Below are 23,766 nucleotides of genomic sequence, written 5' to 3'. Positions count from 1 at the left end.
AACTCTATCAGTCTTTTTCTCTTCTTCGATCGCCGTCCCCGGCACATGCCGGAGGGCCGATCTTGGAGGAAGATCTGAAGGAGTTGGGGTGCTGTCCGGGATGCGTTGGTGCGATCTCTCGCAGTCGCTCGTTCCGAACAGGTGTAATACTCTACACACCTCCCGCGCCCTGAGGCAAATCGCTCAGTGGGACCCTCTTCAGGCACCGGACGGGGTCAAGGTGCGTATCCCGGGCATCCCGCGGCATACCCTGCCATCCTGCGCGGCGCCCGACCACGGGCTGTGACTGTCGTCGGCTCTGGAGGCCTCTTCTGATGCTCACCGTGACATCGCCCCTCGCGGGCCGGGTCGTCTCTCTGGAGAACGTGTCCGATCCTGTCTTCGCCGAGGCCATGGTGGGCCCCGGCCTGGCGGTGATGCCCACGGCGGAGACGGCGGTCGCGGTCGCACCCCTCGACGGGACGCTCGTGTCCTTGCACCCGCACGCGTTCGTCGTCGTCTCGGACGACGGGCGGGGGGTGCTCGTGCACCTCGGTGTCGACACCGTGCAGCTGAACGGTCAGGGCTTCGAGCTCCTCCTGCGGAAGGGGGACGCCGTGCGGCGCGGGGACGGCGTCGTGCGCTGGGATCCGAAGGCCGTGGAGGCGTCCGGGAGGTCGACGGTGTGCCCGGTTGTGGCCCTGGAGGCCATGGTCGACGCGCTGACCGGCTTCCCCGACGAGGACGGCACCGTGGCCTCGGGTGATCGGCTCTTCCACTGGGAGTGACGCCGGGCCTCCGCCCGGCCCCGCCCCTCGTGACCCCGTGGGCCGCGGGCAGCCACACTGGCATGCAGAGATCAACCGGGCGTCACCAGCGGGTGCGCTCTCGCACGAGTGGACGGTGAGATGGAGACGACGCTGCGAGGCGTAGGGGTCAGCCACGGGGTGGCGATCGGGGAGATCCGGCACATGGGGACGGCGGTACTGGAGCCGCCCGCCCGGCAGATTCCCGGCTCGGAGGCCCCGCGGGAGCAGCGGCGGGCGCGCCAGGCCCTGCAGGCGGTGGCTGCCGATCTCACCGCCCGGGGATTCCTGGCCGGCGGCGACGCGCAGGCGGTGCTGGAGGCCCAGGCCCTGATGGTTCGGGATCCCGAGCTGCTGGCGGACGTGGAGCGGCGGGTGGCCGTCGGGAGCACCGCGGAGCGCGCCGTGTACGACGCCTGTGCGGCCTACCGTGACCTGTTGCTGGGCGCGGGTGAGTACCTGGCGGGCCGGGTCGCCGACCTGGAGGACGTGCGCAACCGGATCGTGGCGCGTCTGCTCGGGGTGCCGATGCCCGGCGTCCCCGACAGCGACGAGCCGTACGTCCTGGTCGCGCGGGACCTGGCTCCGGCGGACACCGCCCTCCTGGACACCGCTCTGGTCCTCGGCATCGTCACGGAGGAAGGCGGGCCGACCAGCCACAGCGCGATCCTGGCCCGTGCCCTCGGGGTGCCGGCGGTGGTCGGGGTGCCCGGTGCCGCGGAGCTGCCGGAGAGCACGGTCCTGGCGGTGGACGGGAGCACCGGTGAGGTGATCGTCGACCCGTCCGCCGCCCGGCAGGACGGGCTGCGCGCCCTGGCCGAGCAGCGGAAGGCGGAGCTGGCCGCCGCGAAGGACCCGGGCCGCACCTCCGACGGACACCTGGTGCCACTGCTGGCCAACATCGGCGGCCCCGCGGACGTCGAGGCCGCGCTGGAGGCCGGGGCGGAGGGCGTGGGACTGCTGAGGACCGAGTTCTTCGCCCTGAGCACCACCGGCAGCGAGGAGGCTCCCTCCGAGAGCAGCCAGGTGGAGGCCTACCGCGAGGTGCTCTCCGCCTTTCCCGGTCGGCGTGTGGTGGTGCGCGTCCTCGACGCCGGCGCCGACAAGCCCCTCGGTTTCCTCTCCCCCGCCGACGAGCCCAACCCGGCGCTCGGCATGCGGGGCGTCCGGACGCTGCTGCAGCACCCGGAGGTGCTGCGGACGCAGCTGCTGGCGTTGACGAAGGCGGCGGAGGGCCTGCCGGTGCACCTCGAGGTGATGGCGCCGATGGTGGCCGACCGGGACGACGCACGCGCCTTCGCCGAGGCGTGCCGGGCGGCGGGGGTCCGGGCCTCGGTCGGCGTCATGGTGGAGACGCCGTCGGCCGCGCTGAGGGCGCGTGCGTTGCTGCGTGAGGTCGAGTTCCTTTCCGTGGGCACGAACGATCTGGCGCAGTACGCCTTCGCCGCGGACCGCCAGGCGGCGACGCTGTCCCGGCTGCAGGACCCGTGGCACCCGGCGCTGCTCGACCTGGTGGCGATGACGGCCGAGGCCGCCCGTGCCGAGGGGAAGAGCTGCGGCGTGTGCGGCGAGGCGGCGGCGGATCCGCTGCTCGCCTGTGTGCTGACCGGCCTCGGGGTCACCTCCCTGTCCATGGCTCCGTCCGCGCTGTCGCGGGTCCGGGCGGCGCTGGCCACCTGCACCCTGGCCCAGTGCCGGCGGGCGGCTGCCGCGGCACGCTCGGCGGACAGCCCCGAGGAGGCCAGGCTCGCGGCGCGGGCGGTGCTGTCCGGGGAGTGAGTGCGGCGCGGCCCCGCCGCTGGAGTGCCGGCGGGGCCGGGTGCCCCGCTGCTCGCTGCGGGGCACCCGGCGCCGGCGCCCCGGGACCGGGTCGCTGCGGGCCGTGGGGCACCCGGCCCTTCGAGACCGGGTCAGTGCGGATGGTGCGGTGCCACCGCCCCGAGATCGGGTGGTGCGCAGTAGTCGACGTCGGACTCGGGCGCGATCGGTTCACCGGTGGTGACGTCGGTGCAGTAGGCGTCGAAGACCTCGCCGGCGGTGAGCGGTTCCAGCCCTTCGGGCCGCAGGCGCCAGCCGTGGACCTGGTCGGACCGGCCGGCGGCGATGGTCCGCAGCACCAGGCCGCCGGGGCTGCGGGTGGCGATGCCGAGGGCCAGGACGGCGGTGAACTCCAGGGCCTCGCCCTCGTCGATCTCCACCTCGCCGTCCTCTCCTCGCTGCGCGTCGAGGACGCTGAACAGCGCCTGGGGAAGGGCGCTCACGCTGCAGACCAGGTGGAGGGAGCCGGCGGGCGCCGTGTCGAGGGCCGCGGCCAGCAGTTCGGCGGCGTGGGCGAGGGCGAGCCGGCCGAGGTCCTCCCCGCACTCGGGGCACGGACCGAGACCGGCCAGCACCTCCGTCGTGTACTCCCAGGTGGCCTGGCGGACGGCCTCTTCCACCAGGTCCGGCACCAGGTCCGCGAGGGGACGCCCGTCGTAGGGCACGGTCGGCCCGGTGGCGGCGAGCTCGGCGGTGAAGCGGGCGCGGCTGGCGACCGCGTCGGGGTCGAGTCCGGCCTCGCCGCACCAGACCTCGTACTCCGTCGGATCGAAGAGGGCCACGCTGGTGTGGCTGCCCTCGGCGGCCCGCGACCTCAGGAGGGCTTCCATCTGGTCGAGATAGGTCCGGTGGTCGTCGAAGGCGAAGCTCCGGTAGCCGAGCATGGCCGCGAAGTCGTGCTCGTCGGTCAGCAGACCGATGGTGCCGGCCACCTCGCGGCGCAGGGCACGGCGCTGATTGCGGCGACATCCGCGGCCGGAGCGGGACCCGCGGCCGGTGCGGGAGCCGCCGTCGGTGTCGGCGTGGGTACGGGACATGCTTCCCCCAAGTGTGCGAGCGGTCGAACATTGCTCACTCACCGTAACCGTCGCCACTGACAGTGACGACGGCGGAGAGCCGGGCCCTTGCCCCGACGGGCGGCGGACCCGGCGGGACGGGAGCCTCAGGCGCGCTTGCGGGCGAGCTCCTCGTAGAAGGCCAGCAGTGCGATGTCGTCGATGGACCCCGGGTTGACCGCCTTCTCGATGGGGACACCCTGCAGCAGTCGCTTCACCGGGACCTCGATGCGCTTGCCGGTGAGGGTGTGCGGGATGCCCGGGACCTCGATGATCTCGTCGGGGACGTGCCGGGGTGACAGCTGCTCACGGATGGTCCGCCGCACCTTGTCCATCAGCGCTTCGTCGAGGGCCGCGCCCGGCGTGAGATGGACGAACAGCGGCATCCAGTAGCCCCCGTCCGGCAGTTCGACGCCGATGACCAGTGATTCCTTGATCTCCGGGAGTCGCTCGACGGCCTCGTAGATGTCCGCGGAGCCCATCCGGACGCCCTGCCGGTTCAGCGTGGAGTCGGAGCGGCCGTGGATGACCACCGACCCGCGGGAGGTGATCGTGATCCAGTCGCCGTGGCGCCACACGCCGGGGTAGGTCGAGAAGTAGCTGTCGTGGTACCGGCTGCCGTCCGGGTCGTTCCAGAAGTGGACCGGCATCGACGGCATGGGGTTGGTGACCACGAGCTCGCCGACCTCGTCGACCAGCGGGTCGCCACTCGGGTCCCAGGACTGCAGGTCGGTGCCGAGTCCGGCCGCCTGGAGCTCGCCGATGTGGACCGGGAGGGTGGGCACGGCGCCGGCGAAGCAGGAGCAGACGTCGGTGCCGCCGCTGACGGAGGCGATCCACAGGTCCTCACGGACCTCGTCGTGCAGCCAGCGGAAGCCGTCCGGCGGCAGCGGGGAGCCGGTGGTGGCGACGCAGCCGACCCGGGAGAGGTCGTGGTCGCGCGAGGGGTGCACCCCGGCCTTGCGGCAGGCCATGACGTACGCGGCCGAGGTGCCGAAGAAGGTGGCGCCGGTGCGCTCGGCGATCCGCCACTGGGCGCCGGTGTCGGGGAAGCCGGGGCTGCCGTCGTAGAGCACCACGGTGGTGCCCGTGAGGAGGCCGGAGACGAGGAAGTTCCACATCATCCAGCCGGTGGAGGTGTACCAGAAGAACCGGTCCCCCGGTCCCAGGTCGCAGTGCAGGCCGAGCTGCTTGAGGTGCTCGACGAGGATGCCGCCCTGGGACTGCACGATGGCCTTGGGCAGTCCCGTGGTGCCGGACGAGTACAGCACCCACAGGGGATGGTCGAACGGCACCTGCTCGAAGACCGGGGCGGTGTCCGCGGAGGTCAGCGCCGACCACTCCAGGGCGCCCTCGGGGGCGTCGGTGCCGAGCAGCGGGATGTGCACGACGGCGCGCACGGTGGGCAGTTCCCGGCGCAGCTCGGCGACGGTCTCCCGGCGGTCGTGCTCCTTGCCCCCGTAGCGGTAGCCGTCGACGGCGAAGAGGACGACGGGTTCGACCTGCTGGAAGCGGTCCAGGACGCTGCGCGCGCCGAAGTCGGGGGCGCAGGAGGTCCACACGCCGCCCACCGCCGCGGTGGCGAGCAGGGCGACGACGGCCTGCGGGACGTTCGGCAGGTAGCCACTGATCCGGTCCCCGGGCCGGACGCCGAGGGCGCGCAGTTCGGCGGCCAGCGACCCGACCTGCCGTTGAAGTTCGGCCCAGGTGACGGGGCGCGGCTCCTGGCTCTCGTCGACGTGGAGCAGGGCCGGTTCGTCGGGCCGCTCGGCGGCGGCCCGGAGCGCGTGTTCCGCGTAGTTCAGGGTGGCGCCGGGGAACCAGGTGGCGCCGGGCATCGAGCGGTCGCCGAGGACGCGGGTGTACGGCGTGGAGAAGCGGACGTCGAACCATTCGGTGACGGCCTTCCAGAAGGTCTCCAGCTCCTCCACGGACCAGCGGTGCAGGGCGGGGTATCCGCCGTCCGCCGGGGCTCCGTGGTGTTCGGCGGCCCAGGCCTGGAACCGGGTGATCCGGGCCTCGGCGGCCCGCTGCGGCGTGGGCTGCCAGAGCGGGGCGGGGTTCTGGGTGGACATGGTGCGACTCCCGGGATCCAGCGCCTGTGGGCGCATGACGCGGCAGAGAGGACGATGCCATGTGATCGTCTTCGGTACCAGGGTGCCCGCCACATAGTCCCCAGCCAACGTGTGGGGCTCCGCACCACGCGTTGGTTCAGGAGTAGCGGCCCTCGAACCAGTTGCGGACGGCCACCGTGTGCAGCGGGAAGGCCAGGTCGGCGGGCTCGCGGAGCAGTGCGCGGTCGGTGGTCTCGGCGGTGGGGACGAACGGCGGGAGCGAGGCCGCGCGCAGTTCGGGGAGGAGGCCGAAGACCAGCAGGTGGCCGTGGGGAGAGCTCAGCACGTCGGCCGGCCGGACGTCGTCGGCGTCGGCCACCAGGCCGGTCTCCTCGTGGAGTTCGCGGACCACGGCCCGCCGCCAGTCCTCCTGGTGGTCGACGAAGCCGCCGGGCAGGGCGGTGCCGCCGAGCGCGGGCTCGATGGCGCGGACGATGACCAGCAGGCCGGTGCCCTCGGCGTCGCGGACCGGCTGCAGGGCGACGGCGACCGGGAGCGGGTTGCGGTAGGCGACCGTTCCGCAGGCGCGGCAGGTGCGGGGCCAGCCGGATACGGCCTCGCCGTAGCGGGTTCCGCAGGCGGAGCAGTGGGAGCCCGGCGGGTGGACGGCGACGGGGTGCGGGGAGGCGGACACGGCCGGAATCTATCCGATCCGCGCCGCCCCCGCCGCCGGATCGGGTCGATGGCGGCGAGGGCGGCCGAGCCGGTCGCCGGCGCTGCGGACCGGGGTTCGGCGAGCCGTGGACGGCGGTCCGGCTCAGTGGGCGGGTGTCAGGGAGGACCTGGACACCGGGAAGTCGAAGTAGGTGTCCGGGTAGAGCTCCGGCTTGTAGGTGTAGTGCCACCACTCGTCGGCGTAGTTGACGAAACCGAGGTCCTCGAGGGTGTTCTTGAGGAGCATGCGGTTGGCGCGCTGCTCGCCCTGGACACGCGGGTCGAGGGTGTGGGAGAGGGTGTCGAAGCAGTCGTAACCGGTGCCCATGTCCAGGGAGTTGTCGGGGAAGCGCTCGTCCTGCGGCGCGAAGCAGGGCTCCAGGCCGTCGCCGGGGACCCACGGCCGGTCGGGGGTGGCCGGCAGTTCGACCACCGTCAGGTCCACCGTGGAGCCGCGGCTGTGGCCGGACCGTTCGGCGATGTAACCGTCGGGGAAGAGGCGGGATTTGTCGAGGTTCGGGTAGAACTCCTCCTTCATCGCGGTGTCCTCCACGTCCTTGGCCCACCGGACGAAGTGGTCGACGGCGCGCTGCGGGCGGTAGCAGTCGTACACCTTGAGGCTGTAGCCCTGCGCGCGCAGTCGGCTCTGGGCCCGGCCGAGGGCCTCGGCCGCCGGGCGGGTGAGGATGCACAGCGGCTGACGGTAGCCGTCGATGCGTTCGCCGACGAAGTTGTGCCGGGTGAAGTAGCGGATCTCCTGGATGATCGTCGGGTCGACCTCGCCGAGCGCGACGAAGTCGTCCGGCGCGTGCGGTTCGGGAGCTGCCTGCGCGGTGCTCGCTCCGGCGGTCATGGTGACCAGGGCCGCGGCCGACACGGCCAGGGCACGGGGGCTGACGGGAAGTCTGTTCATGGCCTCCCGTCTACCAGGGCCGGGACGCCCGGGGGAAGAGATCGTCCGGGCCGGCCGGGGGTCGACGGGAAATCTTGCCGATTTTTGACGCATGACTCGGCGCGGAACGGGAACAAGTGCGCCACGCCCGGCACTCGCCGGGCACGGCACGGCCCGTACCCCAGTCGGCGGGGGTACGGGCCGTGTTCCGTTGCGCCGGCTCCGTTCACAGGGCGCGGAGGCCGGCGATGACGTCGCGCAGCACCGTCTCGTCGACCGCCTCGACCAGCCGGACGGGCGGCTGAACGCGGATCAGCCCGTGGTCGAGCAGGTCCGAGAGGAGCACCCGCAGGACCCCGACCGGCAGGTCGAGGTCGGAGGCCAGGTCGACGACGGAGCAGGCCGCGTCACGGCACAGGCCGAGCACCGTCAGGTGCTCGGGGACCAGCGCGGCGAGGACTTCGGGGTCGGCGTCCGCGTCGTTCACCGGCTGGGTGGTGACCATGGCGGTCAGCGGAAGCCGTTCACAGGCGGCCGCAGCCGTGCGGCCCCGGGTCATGGCGTACGGGCGGACGACCGGACCGGCCTCGTCGTCGAACCACTGGGTGGGGTCCCCGTCGGCGGGGCCGTCAGCGTTCATGCCCGGTCCCTACCCGCCGGTGATGATTTCGTCACGGGGAGCGGTGCTCAGGTGCGAGCCGACCTTCCGCACCAGGAGGGTCATCTCGTACGCGACCTGGCCGATGTCGGCGTCGGCGTCGGCGAGTACGGCCAGGCAGCTGCCGTCCCCGGCCGCGGTGACGAAGAGGAAGGCGTCCTCGAGTTCCACCACGGTCTGCCGGACGGCGCCCGCCTCGAAGTGGCGTCCGACGCCCTTGGCCAGGCTGTGGAACCCGGAGGCCACGGCGGCCAGGTGCTCCCCGTCCTCACGGGTGAGCTCCTTGGACGCCCCGGTGGCCAGGCCGTCCCCCGAGAGCACCACGGCCTTGCGGATACTGGTGACTCTCTCCACCAGGTCGTCCAGCAGCCAGTTCAGTCCCCCCGAGGCTGCCCTTCCCGCTTCGTCGAACGGGTGCGCGGCTGTCATCGATCATCCACCTTCGTCGTTGCGTGTACGGTTCCGGTCCGCGCTCCCCCTGGCGCTTCCCCGGGCACGGTTCCCGTGCCGGCGTCCCGGCCGGCGTCGGGCTCCGCGACGTCGTTCTCCTCACGCCCTCGCTGCCAGCCGTGCTGGAGCGAGGCCATCCTGGTGCGGACCTCGTCGGCGTCACGGGAGCCGGGGTCCGTCGCCTCCGTCCCGGAACTCCGCCGCGCGGCGGATCCGTCGGCGGGCGAGTTCTTGAGCTGGTGGGCGAGGTTGGCCTGACGGACCCGGCGCGGCAGGCCGCCGGCCGTGCGGGGCGCCTCGGCCGCCGGACGCACCGGACCGGCGTCGTCCCCGTCGCTGTCCGGAACGGCCGCGTGTTCGGCCGCCGGCTCTCCCGCCGGCTCTCCCGCGGGTTCCACGGCGTGCTCCGGCGCGGGCCGCGCGGCGGGCGCGTCGCGCGGGACCCGCAGTCCCCCTCGGGAGGAGGGTTCCCCACCGAGCGGCTCGTCCAGCGACTCCTGCAGCGGGATGACCTCGACCAGTTCGAGCTCGCCGGTGCGCTCCGCCTCGGAGAGCCTCTTGCGCGCGGCGGCGTGGGCGCGGTCCAGCCGCATGCCCGAGCCGTTGGTGTCCGGCTCCTCGTCGGTGAGCACGCTCTCCGGCAACAGCACGACGGCCGTCGTCCCGCCGTACGGGGACGGCTGGAGGGACACCCGGACGTTCTGCCGGCGGGCGAGCCGGCTGACCACGAAGAGGCCGAGACGGTCGGTGTCCGAGAGTTCGAAGTCCGGTGTCTCGGCGAGGCGTTGGTTGGCGTCGGCGAGGGCGTCGCCGGCCATGCCGAGGCCGCGGTCGTGGATCTGCAGGACGAAGCCGGCCGGGACGCGCTCGCCGAGGACCTGGACGGCGGTGTGCGGTGGCGAGAACACCGTGGCGTTCTCGAGGAGTTCGGCCAGCAGGTGGGTGAGGTCGGCGACGGCCGGGCCCTTGACGAAGAGCCGGGGCAGGCGGCGCACCTCCACCCGCTCGTAGTCCTCCACCTCGGCGGCGGCCGCGCGCACCACGTCCACCAGGCGGACCGGCTTGCGCCACTGGCGGGCGGGGGCGGCGCCGGAGAGGATCACCAGGCCCTCGGCGTGGCGGCGCATGCGGGTGGTGAGGTGGTCGAGCCGGAACAGGTCGGCGAGCTCGTCGTTGTCCTCGGTCCGGCGCTCCATGGTGTCGAGCAAGGTGAGCTGGCGGTGCAGCAGGACCTGGCTGCGGCGCGCGAGGTTGACGAAGACCTCGGAGACGCCGGCGCGCAGTTCCGCCTGCTTGGCGGCGGCCGTGACGGCGGCGCGCTGGAGGGAGTGCAGCGCCCGGCCGACCTCGCCCATCTCGTTGCCGGGGTACTCCCGGGGCGGCATCTCGGCATCGACGTCGATCTTCTCGCCGCCGGACAGGCGCCGCATGACGGCGGGCAGCCGGACGTCGGACGCGTCGTGCGCCTCCTGGCTCAGACGGCGCAGGTCGCGGACGAGGCCGCGGCCGATCCGGACGGAGACCACGACGCTGGCGAGGACGGCGAGCAGACCGAGGACGCCGCCGGCTATGACCTTGAGGATGATGTTGCGGGCGACCGGGCCGACGCGTTCCTGGTAGCGGTCGGCGGTCTCGTCGTTGAGGTGCTGGAGGCCGTCGAGGGCCTCGCCGGCCGTGGTGTCCCAGTTGCGCGCGGTCATCCGGTGTCCGGCGTCCGCCCGGGACTCGGCCTTGCGCAGTGCCGCGGAGGCCTTGCCCTCCCAGAAGCTCTCGTGCCGGGCGCGGTCCGCCTCGGGGAGCATCGGGGCGCTGACCGCGATGAGCAGGCTCCGCTGGGCGACCAGGTCGATGAACTGCCGGGTCTCCTTGACGGTGAGGCCTCCGTTGGCGACCAGACCGGAGCCGAGCAGGGCGTCCTCGCGCGCGAGCAGCTCGCGGACCCGGAACAGGTTGACCACGGCCCGTGCCTGCTGGTCGAGTTCGACGGTGTCGGCCGCGGGGAGGGCGGTGAGCAGCTCGAAGCACTGGTCGATCAGCTCGTTGTAGGCGGCGTAGGCCTCGGTGCGGTCGTCCGAACCGTGCTCGACGGCGCTGCGCACGGTCTCCACGCGCCAGAAGGTGTCGAGCACCGCCTCGAGCTGGTCGCCGGAGGTGGGGCCGAGGGCGTCGACGACGTCCTCCTTGAGCGCGTTGGCGCGGACCACGTTCACCACGCGGTCGGTGGCGCCCCAGTAGCGCCTCAGCAGCGCGATGTCGGCGTGGGCGGGATCCGCGAGGTGGAGCAGGGTCTGGCGGCGCTCCTCCTGCAGCTTCTCCACGACCTCCTCGACCGGGTAGCCGATCTCGTCGACCGCGGTGGCCACCGTGAACATGCGGTTGGCCTCACCCGTGGTGAGCACGGTGGTGAAGGCCCAGATTCCGGTCAGGGACATCAGCGGCACGATCAGCAGCGCCACGATCTTCCTGCGGATGGACGTCCCGCGAAAGCCCATGGCCACCCCCGATTCAGGCTCCCGCCGAAGCCGGCGGGTACACCAGTGCGTCAATCAAACGGCGTGAGCCTACTACTGCGCGGGACCGATCGAAGAAGGGTACGGAGGCTCAAAATCGCTGTCACCTGCCGGGCATGGGTAGCAGTCAGGTGATTGGCGGAGATTTGTCGCGTGCTTCGGGAATCCTGTGCGGATGCCGATCGTCTCCACGATGTGGGGGTATCAGCGTGCGGACGAAGGGGGTGTCGTGTTGCCGGACACTGCGGAGATGTTCGAGGAGACCGAGCCGGAGGGGGCGCCGGAGCGCCCGCTGTGGACGGAGGTGCCCGCGCGGCACACCAGGCTGCCGGACCCGGTCCGGACGGCGGCGGTGCGCGCCGGCCTGGTCGTGGCGGTCACGGTACTGCTGGCGGTGGTCGCGTTCCTGCTGACCATGGCCAAGGCGTTGTTCGCCTTCCCGGCGGTGATCGCGGCGGTGGCGGGCATCGTCGCCGCGACCTGGGCGGTCCTGGACGTGTGGGTGACCCGCCAGGTGTGGAACCAGCGGCACGGGGTCGTGTCCGAGCCGAGCAGCACCGCGCGCCGGCTGCGCCGTGAGCGGCGGCAGGCCCGCCGTCAGGAGCGTGCCGCGGAGCGGGAGTTCCGGCGCATACGCCGGCGCGGCGGCCAGCCCGCGATGTGACGCGGCGGCCCGCGCGGGCCGCCGTCGCCCGAGGGAACGGCGGCCCGTGCGGGGGTGCGCGAACCGTCAGGTGGTCGCCGAGCGGCGGAACATGCGGGTGGCGGTGATCTCGCTGTGCACCGTCTCCCCCTCCGTGGCCGGCTGGGGCAGACCGGGGCGCAGGTGCTCCTCGACGCTGATGTACTTCAGCCCGGCCCGCAGGTCCGCGTCGTTGCGCATCCGGATGACCAGCGGGAACTCCGCCAGCGCGGTGGTGTCGAACAGGCCGGTCGTGTACAGCAACTGGACCCCGAGCGCGTCGGCCACGGCCCGCTGGAGTTCCAGCAGGTAGGTGGCGTTGGCCCGCCCGATCGGGTTGTCGAGGAAGAGCGTGCCGGCGTGCCGGTGCTTGTCGCGGCCGCGGTCGTTGGAGCGCAGGGCGGCCATGGTGCAGTACAGCGCGATGGCCGCGGTGAGCAGCTGACCGCCGGAGAACACGTCGCCCATCTGCCCGACGGGGACCCGCTCGGCGCGGAGCACCGCGTCCGGCTTGAGGATCTCCACGGCGACGCCCTTCGGGTGGAGGGCCGCCGCCACGCCCCGCAGCAGCAGCGACACGCCGTCGCGGCGCAGGTCGGAGTTCTTCTTCAGCGCGGACCGGGTGGCCTCGTCGACGACGTCGCCGAGCCGCGTGGTGAGGGTGGCCTGGTCGGGTTCCTCGAAGCGGATGCGCAGGAACTCCTGGCCGGACCACTCGCCGAGCCCTTCGGGCAGCCGGGAGAGGCGCTGGGCCGAGCGGAGGGTGGCGAGCGAGGTCTCCACGAGGCCGCGCAGCCGGTCCACGATCGAGTCGCGGTTGCGCTCGAGCTGCTCGAGTTCGTCGGTGAGGACGCGCAGCCGCGGCGCGAACGCCTCCGCCCAGGCGCGGGCGTGGTCCGGCAGCGCGGCGGCGGGCAGTTCGCGGATCTGCTGCCGGGCGGGCGTGCGGACCTGCTCGTAGCGGACGGAGTTGGCGTGCCGCACCAGGATGTCGCTCGCCTCGCGGACGGCGGCCTCTGCGGCGGACAGGTCGGCCGCGCAGCCGCGCAGCGAGCGCCGTGCCTCGGAGGCCGCCCGGCGGGCCTCGGCGAGGTCGCCCGGGTAGGGATCCGGTTCCCCGGCGTCCTCCTCGGCGGACTGCTCGCGCAGCAGGTCGCGCAGGAGGGCGGCGGTCTCGTCGAAGCCGGAGGCCGCGTCCTCGGCGGCGCGGTGGTCGTCGAGGAGCGAGGCGTGGGTCTCCCGCGCCTCGCGCAACGCCTCGGTGAGGGCGGACAGTTCGGTGGTCGCGGTGCGCAGCAGCGTCTGCGCGTGCTCGGCGTCGCGGGGCAGCAGGTCCTCGGGCAGGTCGGTGTGGTGCTCGCCCTCCTCCGGTGCGAGCCGCTCGGCGTCGCCGCGCAGCCGGCCGAGTTGTTCGCTGGCCTGCGACATCCGGGTCTCCAGGACCTGGACGAGTTCCTCGGCGCGAGCGGCGGCGGCCTGCCGGGACGGGCCGTCGGCGCCGTCCGGGGAGGACAGCAGCTGCTCGGCGCGGGTGCGGACCTTGTTGCTGAGGCGGTCGAGTTCGGCGCGGGCGGCGCTCTCGTCGCTCTCCGCGCGGGCCTGTTCGGCCCGCAGGTCGGCGCCGACGCCGACCTTCTCGTACACCTGGGAGGCCGCCCGGTACGCCTCGCGGAGGGCGGGCAGGGAGGCGGTCGTCGCGTCGTTCGCGGCCTCGGGCGCCGGGCCGAGGTCCTCGGGGGCGCCGGCGATCTCGGCGCGTTCGGCGCGCAGGGCGCGGGCGGTGCGGCGGGCGTCGTCGGCGGCGCGCTGCGCGGCACGGCGGTCCTCGTCGGCGGCGCGGGCGCGGTCCAGGCACGCCTGGGCGCGGGCTTCCGACTCGGCCGCCTCCTCGGCGAGTTCGCGCAGCCGGACCTGCCAGCCGGCGCGTTCGCGCAGTCGGGAGGCGAGGCCGGCCAGGGCGTCGGCGGCGCGGCGGGCGCGCTGGGCGGCGTCCTGGCGTTCGTCGCGGACGCGGGCGGTCTCGGCCGCGCTCTCCTCGGTCTCGGCGCGGACGGTCCGGGCCTCGGTCAGCTCGGCCTCGGACTCGTCGGCGAAGGCGGCGGCCGCCTCGGCGGCGGCGGCGAGTTCGGCGAGCCGGCCGGCCGGGCAGCTCCGGCGCCAGGAGGCGAGGCGGGAGGCGAGCTCGCGGTCCTTGGTGAGGCGGGCGGCCAGCGCCCGGATGTCCTCGTCCCGGCGGGCCGCGCGGGTGCGCAGCGCCTGGCGTTCCTCGTCCGCCGCGTGTTCGTCGTGCATGGCGGGGTTCGGGGGGACCAGGAAGACGGCCTGGTCGTCCGACGCCTGGTCGGGCGCGGGCGCGAGGAGCGCCGCGGCGGTGCCGACGGCCACGGTGGAGCGGGGCAGCAGGGCGGCCTCGGCGAGCGCCTCACGGGCGCGGACGTGCGAGGCGGGGTCGGTGATGATCACGCCGTCGACGAGTTCGGGGCGCGCCGCCAGGACGCGGGCGTGGTCGGCGGGGTCGACGGCCTGGGCGAGGTAGCGCCAGCCGGGCAGCGCGGGGATGCCCTGCTCGCCGAGGTACTCGACGGTGGCCAGCACGTCGGGGCCGGGCGGCAGCAGGCCGCCGTCGCCGAGCGCGCCGAGGATGCGGGCGTCGTCGGCCGCGGCGGTCCGCAGGTCGAAGAGCTGGCGTTCGGCCGAGGACACGGCGTCCTCGAGCATGCCGCGCAGGTCGTCGGCGAAGTGGTCGAGCTGTTCGGCGGTGAGACGGCCGTCGCCGAGCGCGGCGGCGGTACCGGCCGGCGCGGTGACGGTGCTGCCGGTCGTCCGCCCGGTGGCAGCCGCCGGGGCGCCGCCCGGCCGGGAGGGGGCGGTCTGCGCCGTCTCCCCCTGGTCCGCGGCTTCGCCCTGGCGTGGGCCGGGCACGGCGGCGGTCCCGTGGGGGCGCGCGGCGGGGAGTCCGAGGAGCTCGGCCAGCCGTTCCTCGGCGGCCAGCGCCTCGGCGGTGCGCCGCTCGGACTCGTGGGCCCGGCGGGCGGCCGTGGCCGCGTCCGCGGCGCGGGCGGCGGTCAGTTCGGCGCGGGACTCGGCGGTGGCGGCCTCGCGGGCCCGCTCGGCTGCCCGACGGGCGCCCTCCCGGGCCTCCTCGAAGGCGGCGACGGTGCTCTTCGCCGCCTCGCCGGCGGCCAGGGCCGCCTTCGCGGGGTCGGCGTCGGGTGCGCTGCCGTCGATCCATCCGGCGCCGACCGCCTCGGCGGTCTCCTGCTCGACCTCGGCGAGCCGCTGGCGCAGGTGCCCGGCCTCGCTGCGGGCGCGCTGGGCCTCGGTGGCGGCGGCGGTGCCGTCGCGGTAGGCGGTGTCGCCGGCCTCCTGGAGGGCGGCGGAGCGCTCCTCCTGCTCGTTGGCGAGGCTCTCGGCGCGCTCGGCCTCGGAGTGCAGCGCGCGCACCAGGTCCGCGGCGGCGCGGGCGCGGGCCGCGAGCGCGGGGGCGGCGTCCCGTTCGGCCTCGCGGATCGCGGCGGCCACCCGGGCCGAGCGGTCCGCGGCGGCCCGGTGCCGCAGCACGGACTCGGCCGCCTGCCAGGCGGCGTGCAGGGTGCGGGCGTCGGCCAGTTCGCGCTTCTGCGCGGCGGCCGACTTCTCCGCCCCGGCGAGCGCCAGGGAGGCGTGGCGGTAGGCGAGTTCGGCGGCGACCAGCGCGGTGCGGGAGCGGGTGCGTTCGGCCTCGGTGACGGCGTGGGCGGCCGTGGTGACCCGAACGGCCAGGTCCGCGGCGCGGGCCCGCTCGCGGCCGCCGCGGGCGGACAGGCGCCGGGCGAGGGCACGGGTGCGCCGCTCGGCGCCGGTGTGGATCTCGCGGGCGCGGGCCCGGGCGTCGGTGGCGTCGACGATCCGCTGGAGCAGGTCGAGCGAACCGGCCGTGAAGTCGCGTTCGGCGATGAGTTCGGCGCGGCGGCCCAGCTTGTTGCCGAAGCCGGCGACCAGGTCGGCGAGCCCGTCGGTGTCGCGGGTGTCGGTGACCGCGCGCAGCAGCAGGTCGGTGAAGTCGGAGTCCTTCTTGACCGCGAAGAGGCCGGCCGCCTCACCCTCGTCGGCGTTCATCTCCCGCTGGTAGCGGAACAGTTCGGGGTCGAGGCCGAGTTCGCCGAGGTGCTCGGTCCAGCGCTCGTGGATCTCCTCCCAGTGCGCCTCGAGGTGCGGGTAGAACTTGCCCGCCTCGGTCAGCGCGTCGCGGAAGCCCTTCATGGTGCGGCGACGGCCGCGTGCGCCGGAGGCGCCCTCGGCGGCGGGCCGCATCGCGGTGGACTCGGCCACCGGGAGGCTGTCCAGGCTGAGGCCGGGGCCGGGCCGGAAGGAGTACCAGGCCTCGGCGAACTTCCGCGGGTCGCTGGAGACCTGGCGGCCCCGCCATTCGCTGACCTTGCCGACGACGACGAGTTCCCCGGTGCGGGTGTGCTGCCATTCCAGGGCGACGTGGCCGCAGTCCTCCGCGAGCAGGAACTTGCGCAGCACGCCGGAGCTGGCGCCGCCGAGCGTGTTGCGGTGGCCCGGCAGCATCACCGAGAAGATCAGCTTGAGCAGGACGGACTTGCCGCCGCCGTTCTCCAGGAAGAGCACGCCGGCGGGGGCCGGGCGGCGCGGCGGGCCGGCCGGCTCGTCCTGGAAGAACTCCGCCTGGGCGGGTGCGGGGTCGGGTACGGGCTCGCCCACGCCGCGCAGGTCCAGCACGGTGTCGGCGTAGCGCGCGCCGGCCGGCCCGATGGAGTAGAGGCGGATCCGGGACAGCTCGTACATGGGGGCTCTCGTCAGTCTTCCGTGCGCCGGTGGGCGGTGGGGGGTCAGGCGGTGGGGGCGGGGGCGGCCGGTCGGCGGGGCTCAGGAGTGGAACGGCAGTCCGGCGTCGGCGACCAGGTCGAGGTCGTCGGCGTCGTCCGGCGGCAGCAGGGTGGCGGAGCCGTCGGTGACCGGGACCACTCCGAGCTCCAGGAGCTCGCCCATGGCCGCGCTGCTCGCCATGTCGCGCACCTGGAGCTGGTAGCGGGCGGTGGTGCGGTAGGTGCCGCCGCCCTCGTCGCCGGTGCGCTGCAGGAAGCCGGAGTCGGCGAGGAAGGCGACCGCCTTGGCGACGATTCCGGTGGTGGAGCCGGCCAGGCGACGGGAGTCCTTGGTGGCCCCGGTGGCGCTGCGGCGTGCCCAGACCCGCCACGCGGCCTCCAGGCCGGGGGCGTCGCTGGCCGGGTCGGTGTTCTCGCCCTGTTCCTCGGCCCGCTGCTCGAGGCGGCGGCAGGCCTGGCGGACGAAGGCGTCCACGCCGTTGACGGTGACCCGGCCGATGTAGCCGTCGTCGGCGAGGTCCTCCGGCCGGGGGAAGGCCAGGGCGGCGACGGCGAGGTGGGCCAGGCCGTGCAGGAAGCGGTCGGCGGTGTCGGAGGCGGCGCGGCGGGCGTAGTCGCCCATCCGGACGGCGAAGACGGAGCCCTCCGCGGCGGTCACCGCCATCCCTGCGCGCGGCGAGACCTCCAGCACGACGAGGCCGAGTCCGGTGGCGACGGCGTCGGCGAGCCGGGCGAACGGCGGGTCCTCCCGGTAGCGGCGCAGCAGGTCGGCGTACTCCTGGTCGCGGGCGGGCTGCAGCTTGGGCTGGAGCCCGAAGGCGACCAGGCGGGCCGCGTCGGACGTGTCCGCGGGCGACACGGCGGGCGTGCCGGCGGCGGCGCCCTGCGGGGCGGTCGCCGTGGGGTCGCTCCACTCGGCGGACTCGGTCACTGCTGGTGCTCCTCGGTGCGGTCGTACACGTGCGGGAAGTGCGGGCGGCGGGCGACGGGCGCCCGCCCTGTCGGCGGTTGCGGCGGCCCGGCCGGCAGGGCGGTCAGGCGGAGTCGCGCCGGTCGGCCGCCATGCCGGCCGCGTCCAGCAGGGCGGTGCCCACTATCAGGTCGGCGCCGCCGAACTCCGGGTCGTCGAGTTCGGCGCCGTCGTCCACCGCGAACAGCAGACGGGGCTCCCCCTGCCGGTAGGCGGTGCCCACCGGAGGGCTGGCGGCGTGGATCGCGAGCAGCGCGACCAGGTAGGGCAGGTCGGGGTCCTGGCGGCGGGCCTCGGCGAGCAGTCCGGACAGGCGCCGGGGCGCGTCGGGCGGCAGGTCGAGCAGCTCCTTGGCGGCGGCCAGCTGCCCCTCGCTGAACCGGCTGTCGTCCGGGGTGGCGATCAGATCGGGCTCGGGCATCTCGGCGCCCAGGTGCTCACGCTCGGCGGGCGGGGTCAGGAGCAGGTCGACCAGGTCGCCGACGCGCACCGATCCGGGCGTGCGCAGGCCCGTGCCGTGGGCGAAGAAGGCGTCGGTGACCTGGATCGACTGCTCGAGGGGCAGCGGCAGGACGGGGGCGAGGAGCTGTCCGTACAGGTCGGTGCCGGCGGTGCGGGCGGGGGCGGCGAAGGCCTGGCGGTCCTGCTCGGCGCGGAACAGCGGGCCGGCTTCCAGCAGCCTCGACTGGAGCTGCGTGTGGCGGCGGATGCAGTCCTTGACGATGTCCACCAGCTCGGCGGCGCGGCGCTTCTGGCCGGGGTCCTCGGACTCGTCCCTGGCCTTGCGGATGTTGGTGAGGATGGCGTTCTCGTGCCGGTACCGGTCGGCGACGTGCTCCAGCGCCTCGGCGATCATGTCGGGCACGGTCCTCAGCCAGTCGACGGCGCGGACGTTGCGCCGGGTGGCCTCCAGGGCGCGGCGCAGCGTCTCCGAGTACTGGACCGTGCGGTAGCGGGCCTGTTCGGCGGCCAGCTGGGCGTCGGCGAGGCGGCCGCGGTTGATCAGCACCTCGAGCTTGACCTCGGCGGCGATCTGGGCGCTGGTGACGTCCGTGTCGAGCGCCCCGACCAGGACGTTGACCGCCTCGTCGGTGGTGCGCAGGTACACGCCGCCGCCGGGGCCGGGGACCTCCTCGATCAGCTTGAAGTCGTAGTCGCGGCGGACGTAGACGCCGTCGGCGGTGAAGGTGCCGTAGACGGCGCGGAAGCCGCGGTCGACGCTGCCGACGTTGATCAGGCTCTCCAGCACCCAGCGCGCGACCCGCTCGTGCTCGGCGACCGGGCGGCGGGGCGCCTGGGCCGCGACGCGGGGGGTGAGCCGGGTGACGATCTGCTCGTGGTCGGCGCCGGTGTCGAAGTCCATCGTGAGGGTGACCAGGTCGATGGCGGCGAGGGCCACCTCGGCCATGCCGTACACCGAGAACTCGCCCGAGAGGTTCGCCTTGCGCGCGTCCAGGTCGTGGAGCGGGGCGGTGCAGGCGAGGGCGCGCAGCCGCCGGGCCAGGCCCTCGTCGGCCGCCGGGCCGACGGCCAGGCGCGGCAGCGCGGAGCCGGGGCGGGGCAGTTCGACGGGGTGCGTCACGGGCGAGGTCACGGTGCACAGACTAGGTCCTCGGGGTGACACGGGTCGAAACGGCGCTTATGTGACGACGGTCGTCACGGCGGCGTCACGGCACCTCCGCCGACCTGCGGGCGACGACGCCGCCCGCCGTGGCCCCCGGGACGGGGCGGCGGCGGACGGCGGGCGGCGGCGGGATCAGGCGGCGGACTTGTCGGTGGCGATGCGGGAGCGGACGGCGAGCTGGACGTCGTCCTCCTCGGCGGGGTCGGCCGCGAGCCGGCGCAGGCGCTCGGCGACACGGGCGTCACCCGTCTCGGCGTGCCGCGCGGCCAGTTCCCGCGTGGTCTCCTCGCAGTCCCACAGGCACTCGACCGCGAACCCGGCCGCGAAGGACGGGTCGGTGGCGGCCAGCGCCCGCGCGGCCCGGCCGCGCAGGGACGAGGAGGCCGTCTCGCGGTAGACGTGCCGCAGCACCGGCGCGGCGCAGCCGATGCCGAGCCGGCCGGCGCCGTCCACCAGGGTCCACAGGGTCGGCGCGTCCGGTCCCTCGGTCCGCACCGCGGTGCGCAGCGCGGCGAGCACCAGCGCGCCGTCCCGGGCGTCGCCGCGCAGGGCGAGCACGCGGCCGGCCGCCGCGCCGAGCGGGTCGGGGCGGTGGGACCAGGCGCGGGCCGCGTCGACGGCCGCGGCGGACCGCGTCCGCTCGAAGGCGTCGACGGCGGCCTCCTGGACGACCGAGGAGCCGTCCGCCACGGCGGCGTCGACGAGGTCGAGGGCCAGCGGGTCGCCGGTGTCGGCGAGGTGGCGCAGGGCGGCGGCGCGGGCTCCGTCGGGGCCGGACCTGGCGGCCTCCAGGAGTTCGGGGCGGTCCTCGGGACCGGCTACCGCGAGCAGGCAGCGGGCGGCGGGCGCCTGGAGCTGCACGCCCCGCTCGGCCCCCTGCTGGGCCCAGTCGAGGATGGCGCGCACGCCCCACGAGGGCCGCGGGCCGGTGGAGTCGAGCTGGCGTTGCCAGCGGTCGAAGCTGGCGGCGTCGCGGGCCGCGCGGACCCGGTCGCGGACGGCGGGGCGCAGGTCGTCGGCCCACAGGCGCCAGGGCCGGGGCTCGAAGGCGTCGCGCACCACGCGGGCCAGTTCGGCGTCCCCCGCCGCGTCGGCGGGGAACCGGGCCAGCACGGGCTCGGCCAGGGCGCGCAGGCCGGCGTCGTCGTCGCGCAGGGCGAGCTCGTCGAGGGCCCAGGCCCAGTTGGACCCCTGGGCCGCGTAACGGCGCAGCAGGGCCAGGGCGTCACCGCGGCCGTAGGAGGCGAGGTGTCCGAGGACGGACAGGGCCAGTCCGGTGCGGTTCTCCTCGGTGTCGAGTACGTCGTCGGGCCCGAAGAGGTGGGCCTCGACCGCCGCCAGGCCTCCGTCGAGGTCGAGACAGAGCCTGGCGTAATAGAGGGAGCGGTTCTCCAGCTGCCAGTCGTGGCGCGGATCGTGGAGCACGCACTCGTCGAGGGCCGCGAGCGCCTCGGCGCGGGGAGCGGTGAGCGCGTGCAGCGTCCCGTCGCCTCGGCCCCGCTGGAGCAGGCCGAGCAGGGTGCCGCTGGGCGCTATGACCGGATCGAACATGGGAAACAGCCTCACATCAAGCGTCGACGCAACCGGGAGATCACTGCACCTGGCCGCGACAGCACGTCCTGGCTCCCGCCGTTTTCTGCTCGTGGTAGACCATTTTCCTCTGCCTCTCGTCTGTGGTCCTCACGGACCGGTCACGGTCCACGCGGTTCGGCAACTCCTGCCCAACCGTCGCGTCCGTGAATCACCAGGCCATCATGACTCCCCGGTTCGCCGCGTGGCGACCGGATTTCGGTGGGGGCGTCCGGAGCGTCCCCTTCGGCCGCTCCCGCCCTCGGCCGCCGGAGGTTCCGGCTTCGCCCGAGGTCACGGCGGTGCGGCGGTCAAAGGTCAGGCGGCGCCGAAGAGTTCGAGCACCTCGGCCCGTCCGAACATGCGGGCCGTGTCGACGGCCGAGGGGGTACCGGCGGCCGGGTTCGCGCCGCCGGCCAGCAAGGCCCGGACGACTTCGGTGTCCCCCTTGAAGACGGCGCCGGCCAGCGGCGTCTGCCCGCGGTCGTTGACCCGGTCGGCCTGGGCGCCGCGGTCGAGCAGGGCCCGGACCGTCCTGGCGTGGCCGTGGTAGGCGGCGAGCATGACCAGGCAGTCGCCCCGGTCGTTGGTGAGGTCCGCCGGGACACCCGCGTCGAGGTACCGGACGAGTGCCTCGGTCTCGCCCTTGCGCGCCATCTCGAAGACCCTGGTCGCGAGTTCCACGACCTCCGGGTCGGGGGCTTCGCTCATCGCCCGGTCCGCCTCTCTCCTCGTGTCGGTGCGGGGTGGTGTCCACGTGCCCGTCGGCCCGTACCGCCGTCCGGCGCAACGGGCCGACGGGGCGCGTCCGGATGGACGGGACCCCGCAGAGCCTACGGCGTGCGGGCGGAAGGCCGGTCGAGGGCTCACATCCGGGCGTGCGCACCGCAACACACGCTCCACCGTACGAGTGAATCGACGACATGCCGCGGGCCGCTGCCCGGGTTCCGGGAGCACCGCGGTCAAGATCGTCGGCGTCCGCACGCGGCCGCGTGCGGACGGCGGTGTACGCCACCGGGTCCACGAAACCCCGCACGACACCTCCACCAACCGGGGGAAAACGTCACGTAATCACTCAGTTGCACCTTTTGTCGTATCGATACATGCTGTGATCCTGGAACAACTCGTGGTGACTGTCCCCACCCGAACACCAGGAGATCCCCATGATCCTGTCCATCTCCGGCGTCGTGCTCTTCGGCGTCATCGTCGTCCTCTTCTTCCGGAAGGACGGCCTCAAGGGCTCGCACGCCGTCGTCTCGGTCCTGTTCGGCTTCTACCTGTCCAGCACGGCCATCGCGCCGAGCATCAAGGCGGGCGGCGAGAGCCTGGCGAGCCTGTTGGGCGGACTGAAGTTCTGACCCCGGGCGGCCCCGCCCCCAGCCTTCCCTCCCCCGCACACCCCGCGACCCACCGCGGTCGGCACGGAACCAGGAGACCTCAGTGGCCCGGCGCCCCCTCCCCCGCATCCTGACCAACAGCGGCGCACACGTCGCCCGCGGCCGGGAGCTGGCCCGGACGGCGGGCGCCGGCGCCACCGACGTGCTCCACCCGCTGATCACGGTGGCCCGCGGGCTGGGCCGGCTGGCCGTGGCGGCCCGCAGGCGGTGGGCGGCAGCGCCCAAGGACCGGCGCGGGCCCCTGCTGTTCCTGGTGGCGTCGCTGCTGCTGGTGGTCGTGCTGACGCCCTACGGACCGGTGCTGGCCGCCGCCGCGACCATGGCGGCGGCCGCGTGGAAGGGCCGCGACGGCGCGGCCCGGCGGCCCCGGGGCGCCCCGGACGAGGACCAGGCCCGGCGTCTGACGTCGCTGTACGAGGCACTGGTCCCCTACTTCTCCACCGCCGACGATCCCGCGCCCCTCTACGCGCACGGCGGCGAGTGGCAGGGCCCCTTCGAGACCCACGAGTTCGACGGCACCGGCCGGGTCTCCCGGCTGGTGCTGCGCTATCCCCCCTACTTCCCCGACGGCGAGCCCGAGGCACGCGCCCGCATCGAGCAGTTGCTGCACGCCAAGGCCGGGCGCGGGCGCGAGTACCGGTTCGTCTGGGACGAGGAGGCGAACCGGCTCACGCTGGAGGTGCTGCCCCCGCTGCCCGCCGACCTCACGGCGCAGGCGTTCGTCACCGCGCCGGGCGAGACGGTCCTCGGCTTCACCGACCCGACGGAGATCTCCCGCACGCTCCCGCTGGGCGAGGGCGAGGGCGGGGAGCGCCGGGACGTGCCGCCGGTGGTGTGGCGCACCGGGGCCCGCTCGACCGAGCCGCACCTGCTGGCGCTGGGCTCACCCGGCAGCGGCACGTCGACGCTGTTGCGGTGCGTCGCCCTGCAGGCGCTGCGCCACGGCGACGTGCTGATCGTGGACGGCGGGGCCGCCGGGGAGTACGCCTGCCTCACCGGGCGCGACGGCGTCGTCGCGGTGGAGTGCTCCCCCGCGGGCGCCCGGGCCTCGCTGGAGTGGGCCGCGCGGGAGACGGAGCGCCGGCTGATCGCCGCCAACCGGGCGCGGCAGTCCGGACTCGCCGTGCCGGAGGACACCCGGCGGCCGCTGTGGATCGTGGTCGACCGCCCCGCCGCGCTGGGTCACCTGGCGGCGGCGGAGGGCGGCGCGGACCCGCAGGCACTGCTCCAGGTACCGCTCCGGCACGGGCGGGCGGCCAACGTCACGGTGGTCGTCGCCGAGCACATGGAGAGCGCGGAGGCGCTGAGCGAGGCGGTCCGCCAGCACACCCGGGCGCGGGTCGTGCTGGGTCCCGCGTCCGTGGCCCAGCTGGCCGCCGTGCTGGGGGCGGCGCCGCGCACCACTCCGCCGGCGCTGGTACCGCCCGGGCGGGGCTACGCCCGCCTCGGCGCCGGACCGGTGCTGCGGGTGCAGGTCCCGACGACGCCGGACCCCTACGACGAGACGGCCGGGGAGGCACACCGCGCGGCCGTGCTGGAGCTGCTCCCGCCGCGGGCCGCCGGCACGGCCGGGAGCACCGCCCCGGCGGCCGCCGCCGAACCGGTCAACGAGGCGGTCGAGCCGCCCGAGGTGGCCGGAGTGCCCGCGGTGGACATCGTGAAGGACCCGAAGTCCCTGGACGAGCCCCACCTCGCCCCCGACCCCGAACCGGCGGAACCCGCCCGGGCGGAACTGTAGGAGGACGCCCTCCGCGGG

The 23,766-nt window shown here is 74.7% G+C and carries 17 protein-coding genes; 5 read left to right on the top strand and 12 right to left on the bottom strand.

The features are described 5' to 3' along the window. Positions 1 to 314: 314 nt before the first annotated feature. Complete coding sequence (locus tag Sfr03f_RS28750) at positions 315 to 767, top strand: PTS sugar transporter subunit IIA (protein ID WP_108957139.1); 453 nt, start codon at positions 315 to 317, stop codon at positions 765 to 767. 120 nt (positions 768 to 887) lie between these two features. Then, positions 888 to 2,564: a phosphoenolpyruvate--protein phosphotransferase gene (gene ptsP, locus Sfr03f_RS28745; protein ID WP_108957138.1), complete on the top strand. Its 1,677-nt coding sequence runs from the start codon at positions 888 to 890 to the stop codon at positions 2,562 to 2,564. A gap of 131 nt (positions 2,565 to 2,695) precedes the next feature. On the opposite strand, the gene Sfr03f_RS28740 is transcribed toward ptsP, so the two are convergent. The 7 genes from Sfr03f_RS28740 to Sfr03f_RS28710 form a co-directional block, all read right to left on the bottom strand. Further along, positions 2,696 to 3,640, bottom strand: coding sequence for a DUF8829 domain-containing protein (locus tag Sfr03f_RS28740; RefSeq protein ID WP_245967817.1), 945 nt, complete (start codon positions 3,638 to 3,640; stop codon positions 2,696 to 2,698). 125 nt (positions 3,641 to 3,765) lie between these two features. After that, a complete protein-coding gene (locus Sfr03f_RS28735) occupies positions 3,766 to 5,733 on the bottom strand; it encodes an acetoacetate--CoA ligase (RefSeq protein WP_108957137.1) in 1,968 nt (655 codons plus the stop codon). A gap of 136 nt (positions 5,734 to 5,869) precedes the next feature. Further along, a complete protein-coding gene (locus Sfr03f_RS28730; protein ID WP_108957136.1) occupies positions 5,870 to 6,406 on the bottom strand; it encodes an NUDIX domain-containing protein in 537 nt (178 codons plus the stop codon). A 123-nt stretch (positions 6,407 to 6,529) separates the two neighbouring features. Beyond that, positions 6,530 to 7,339, bottom strand: coding sequence for a M15 family metallopeptidase (locus tag Sfr03f_RS28725; protein WP_108957135.1), 810 nt, complete (start codon positions 7,337 to 7,339; stop codon positions 6,530 to 6,532). A 205-nt stretch (positions 7,340 to 7,544) separates the two neighbouring features. After that, positions 7,545 to 7,958: a DUF742 domain-containing protein gene (locus tag Sfr03f_RS28720; RefSeq protein WP_108957134.1), complete on the bottom strand. Its 414-nt coding sequence runs from the start codon at positions 7,956 to 7,958 to the stop codon at positions 7,545 to 7,547. Positions 7,959 to 7,967: 9 nt separating this feature from the next. Beyond that, positions 7,968 to 8,405, bottom strand: coding sequence for a roadblock/LC7 domain-containing protein (locus tag Sfr03f_RS28715; protein WP_108957133.1), 438 nt, complete (start codon positions 8,403 to 8,405; stop codon positions 7,968 to 7,970). Continuing rightward, positions 8,402 to 10,918, bottom strand: a complete 2,517-nt coding sequence (locus tag Sfr03f_RS28710; RefSeq protein ID WP_108957132.1) for a nitrate- and nitrite sensing domain-containing protein — start codon at positions 10,916 to 10,918, stop codon at positions 8,402 to 8,404. The genes Sfr03f_RS28715 and Sfr03f_RS28710 overlap by 4 nt, the downstream gene beginning before the upstream one ends. Before the next feature lie 268 nt (positions 10,919 to 11,186). On the opposite strand from Sfr03f_RS28710, the gene Sfr03f_RS28705 reads away from it, so the two are divergent. Then, positions 11,187 to 11,600, top strand: a complete 414-nt coding sequence (locus Sfr03f_RS28705; protein ID WP_170145176.1) for a hypothetical protein — start codon at positions 11,187 to 11,189, stop codon at positions 11,598 to 11,600. A 66-nt stretch (positions 11,601 to 11,666) separates the two neighbouring features. On the opposite strand, the gene Sfr03f_RS28700 is transcribed toward Sfr03f_RS28705, so the two are convergent. The 5 genes from Sfr03f_RS28700 to Sfr03f_RS28680 form a co-directional block, all read right to left on the bottom strand. Further along, a complete protein-coding gene (locus Sfr03f_RS28700) occupies positions 11,667 to 16,409 on the bottom strand; it encodes a hypothetical protein (protein ID WP_108957131.1) in 4,743 nt (1,580 codons plus the stop codon). Between the two features lie 81 nt (positions 16,410 to 16,490). After that, entirely contained in the window at positions 16,491 to 17,381 is an 891-nt protein-coding gene (locus Sfr03f_RS28695) for a hypothetical protein (protein WP_108957130.1), read from the bottom strand. Between the two features lie 103 nt (positions 17,382 to 17,484). Beyond that, entirely contained in the window at positions 17,485 to 19,002 is a 1,518-nt protein-coding gene (locus Sfr03f_RS28690; RefSeq protein WP_108957145.1) for a hypothetical protein, read from the bottom strand. Positions 19,003 to 19,176: 174 nt separating this feature from the next. After that, on the bottom strand, positions 19,177 to 20,595 hold the full coding sequence (locus tag Sfr03f_RS28685; protein WP_108957129.1) for a hypothetical protein: 1,419 nt from the start codon (positions 20,593 to 20,595) through the stop codon (positions 19,177 to 19,179). 336 nt (positions 20,596 to 20,931) lie between these two features. After that, positions 20,932 to 21,324, bottom strand: coding sequence for an ankyrin repeat domain-containing protein (locus Sfr03f_RS28680; RefSeq protein ID WP_108957128.1), 393 nt, complete (start codon positions 21,322 to 21,324; stop codon positions 20,932 to 20,934). A 452-nt stretch (positions 21,325 to 21,776) separates the two neighbouring features. Here Sfr03f_RS28680 and Sfr03f_RS28675 point away from each other — a divergent pair, with 452 nt between their 5' ends. Both Sfr03f_RS28675 and Sfr03f_RS28670 read left to right on the top strand, forming a co-directional pair. Further along, positions 21,777 to 21,971 (top strand): hypothetical protein, encoded by a 195-nt coding sequence (locus tag Sfr03f_RS28675; RefSeq protein WP_108957127.1) that lies wholly within the window; start codon positions 21,777 to 21,779, stop codon positions 21,969 to 21,971. A gap of 82 nt (positions 21,972 to 22,053) precedes the next feature. Then, entirely contained in the window at positions 22,054 to 23,748 is a 1,695-nt protein-coding gene (locus Sfr03f_RS28670) for a hypothetical protein (RefSeq protein ID WP_108957126.1), read from the top strand. Positions 23,749 to 23,766 lie beyond the last annotated feature (18 nt).

Source organism: Streptomyces fragilis, assembly GCF_003112515.1.
Lineage (GTDB): Bacteria > Actinomycetota > Actinomycetes > Streptomycetales > Streptomycetaceae > Streptomyces > Streptomyces fragilis.
The sequence above is the reverse complement of the archived record's forward strand: the minus strand, read 5'-3'. Positions and strand labels throughout refer to the sequence as shown.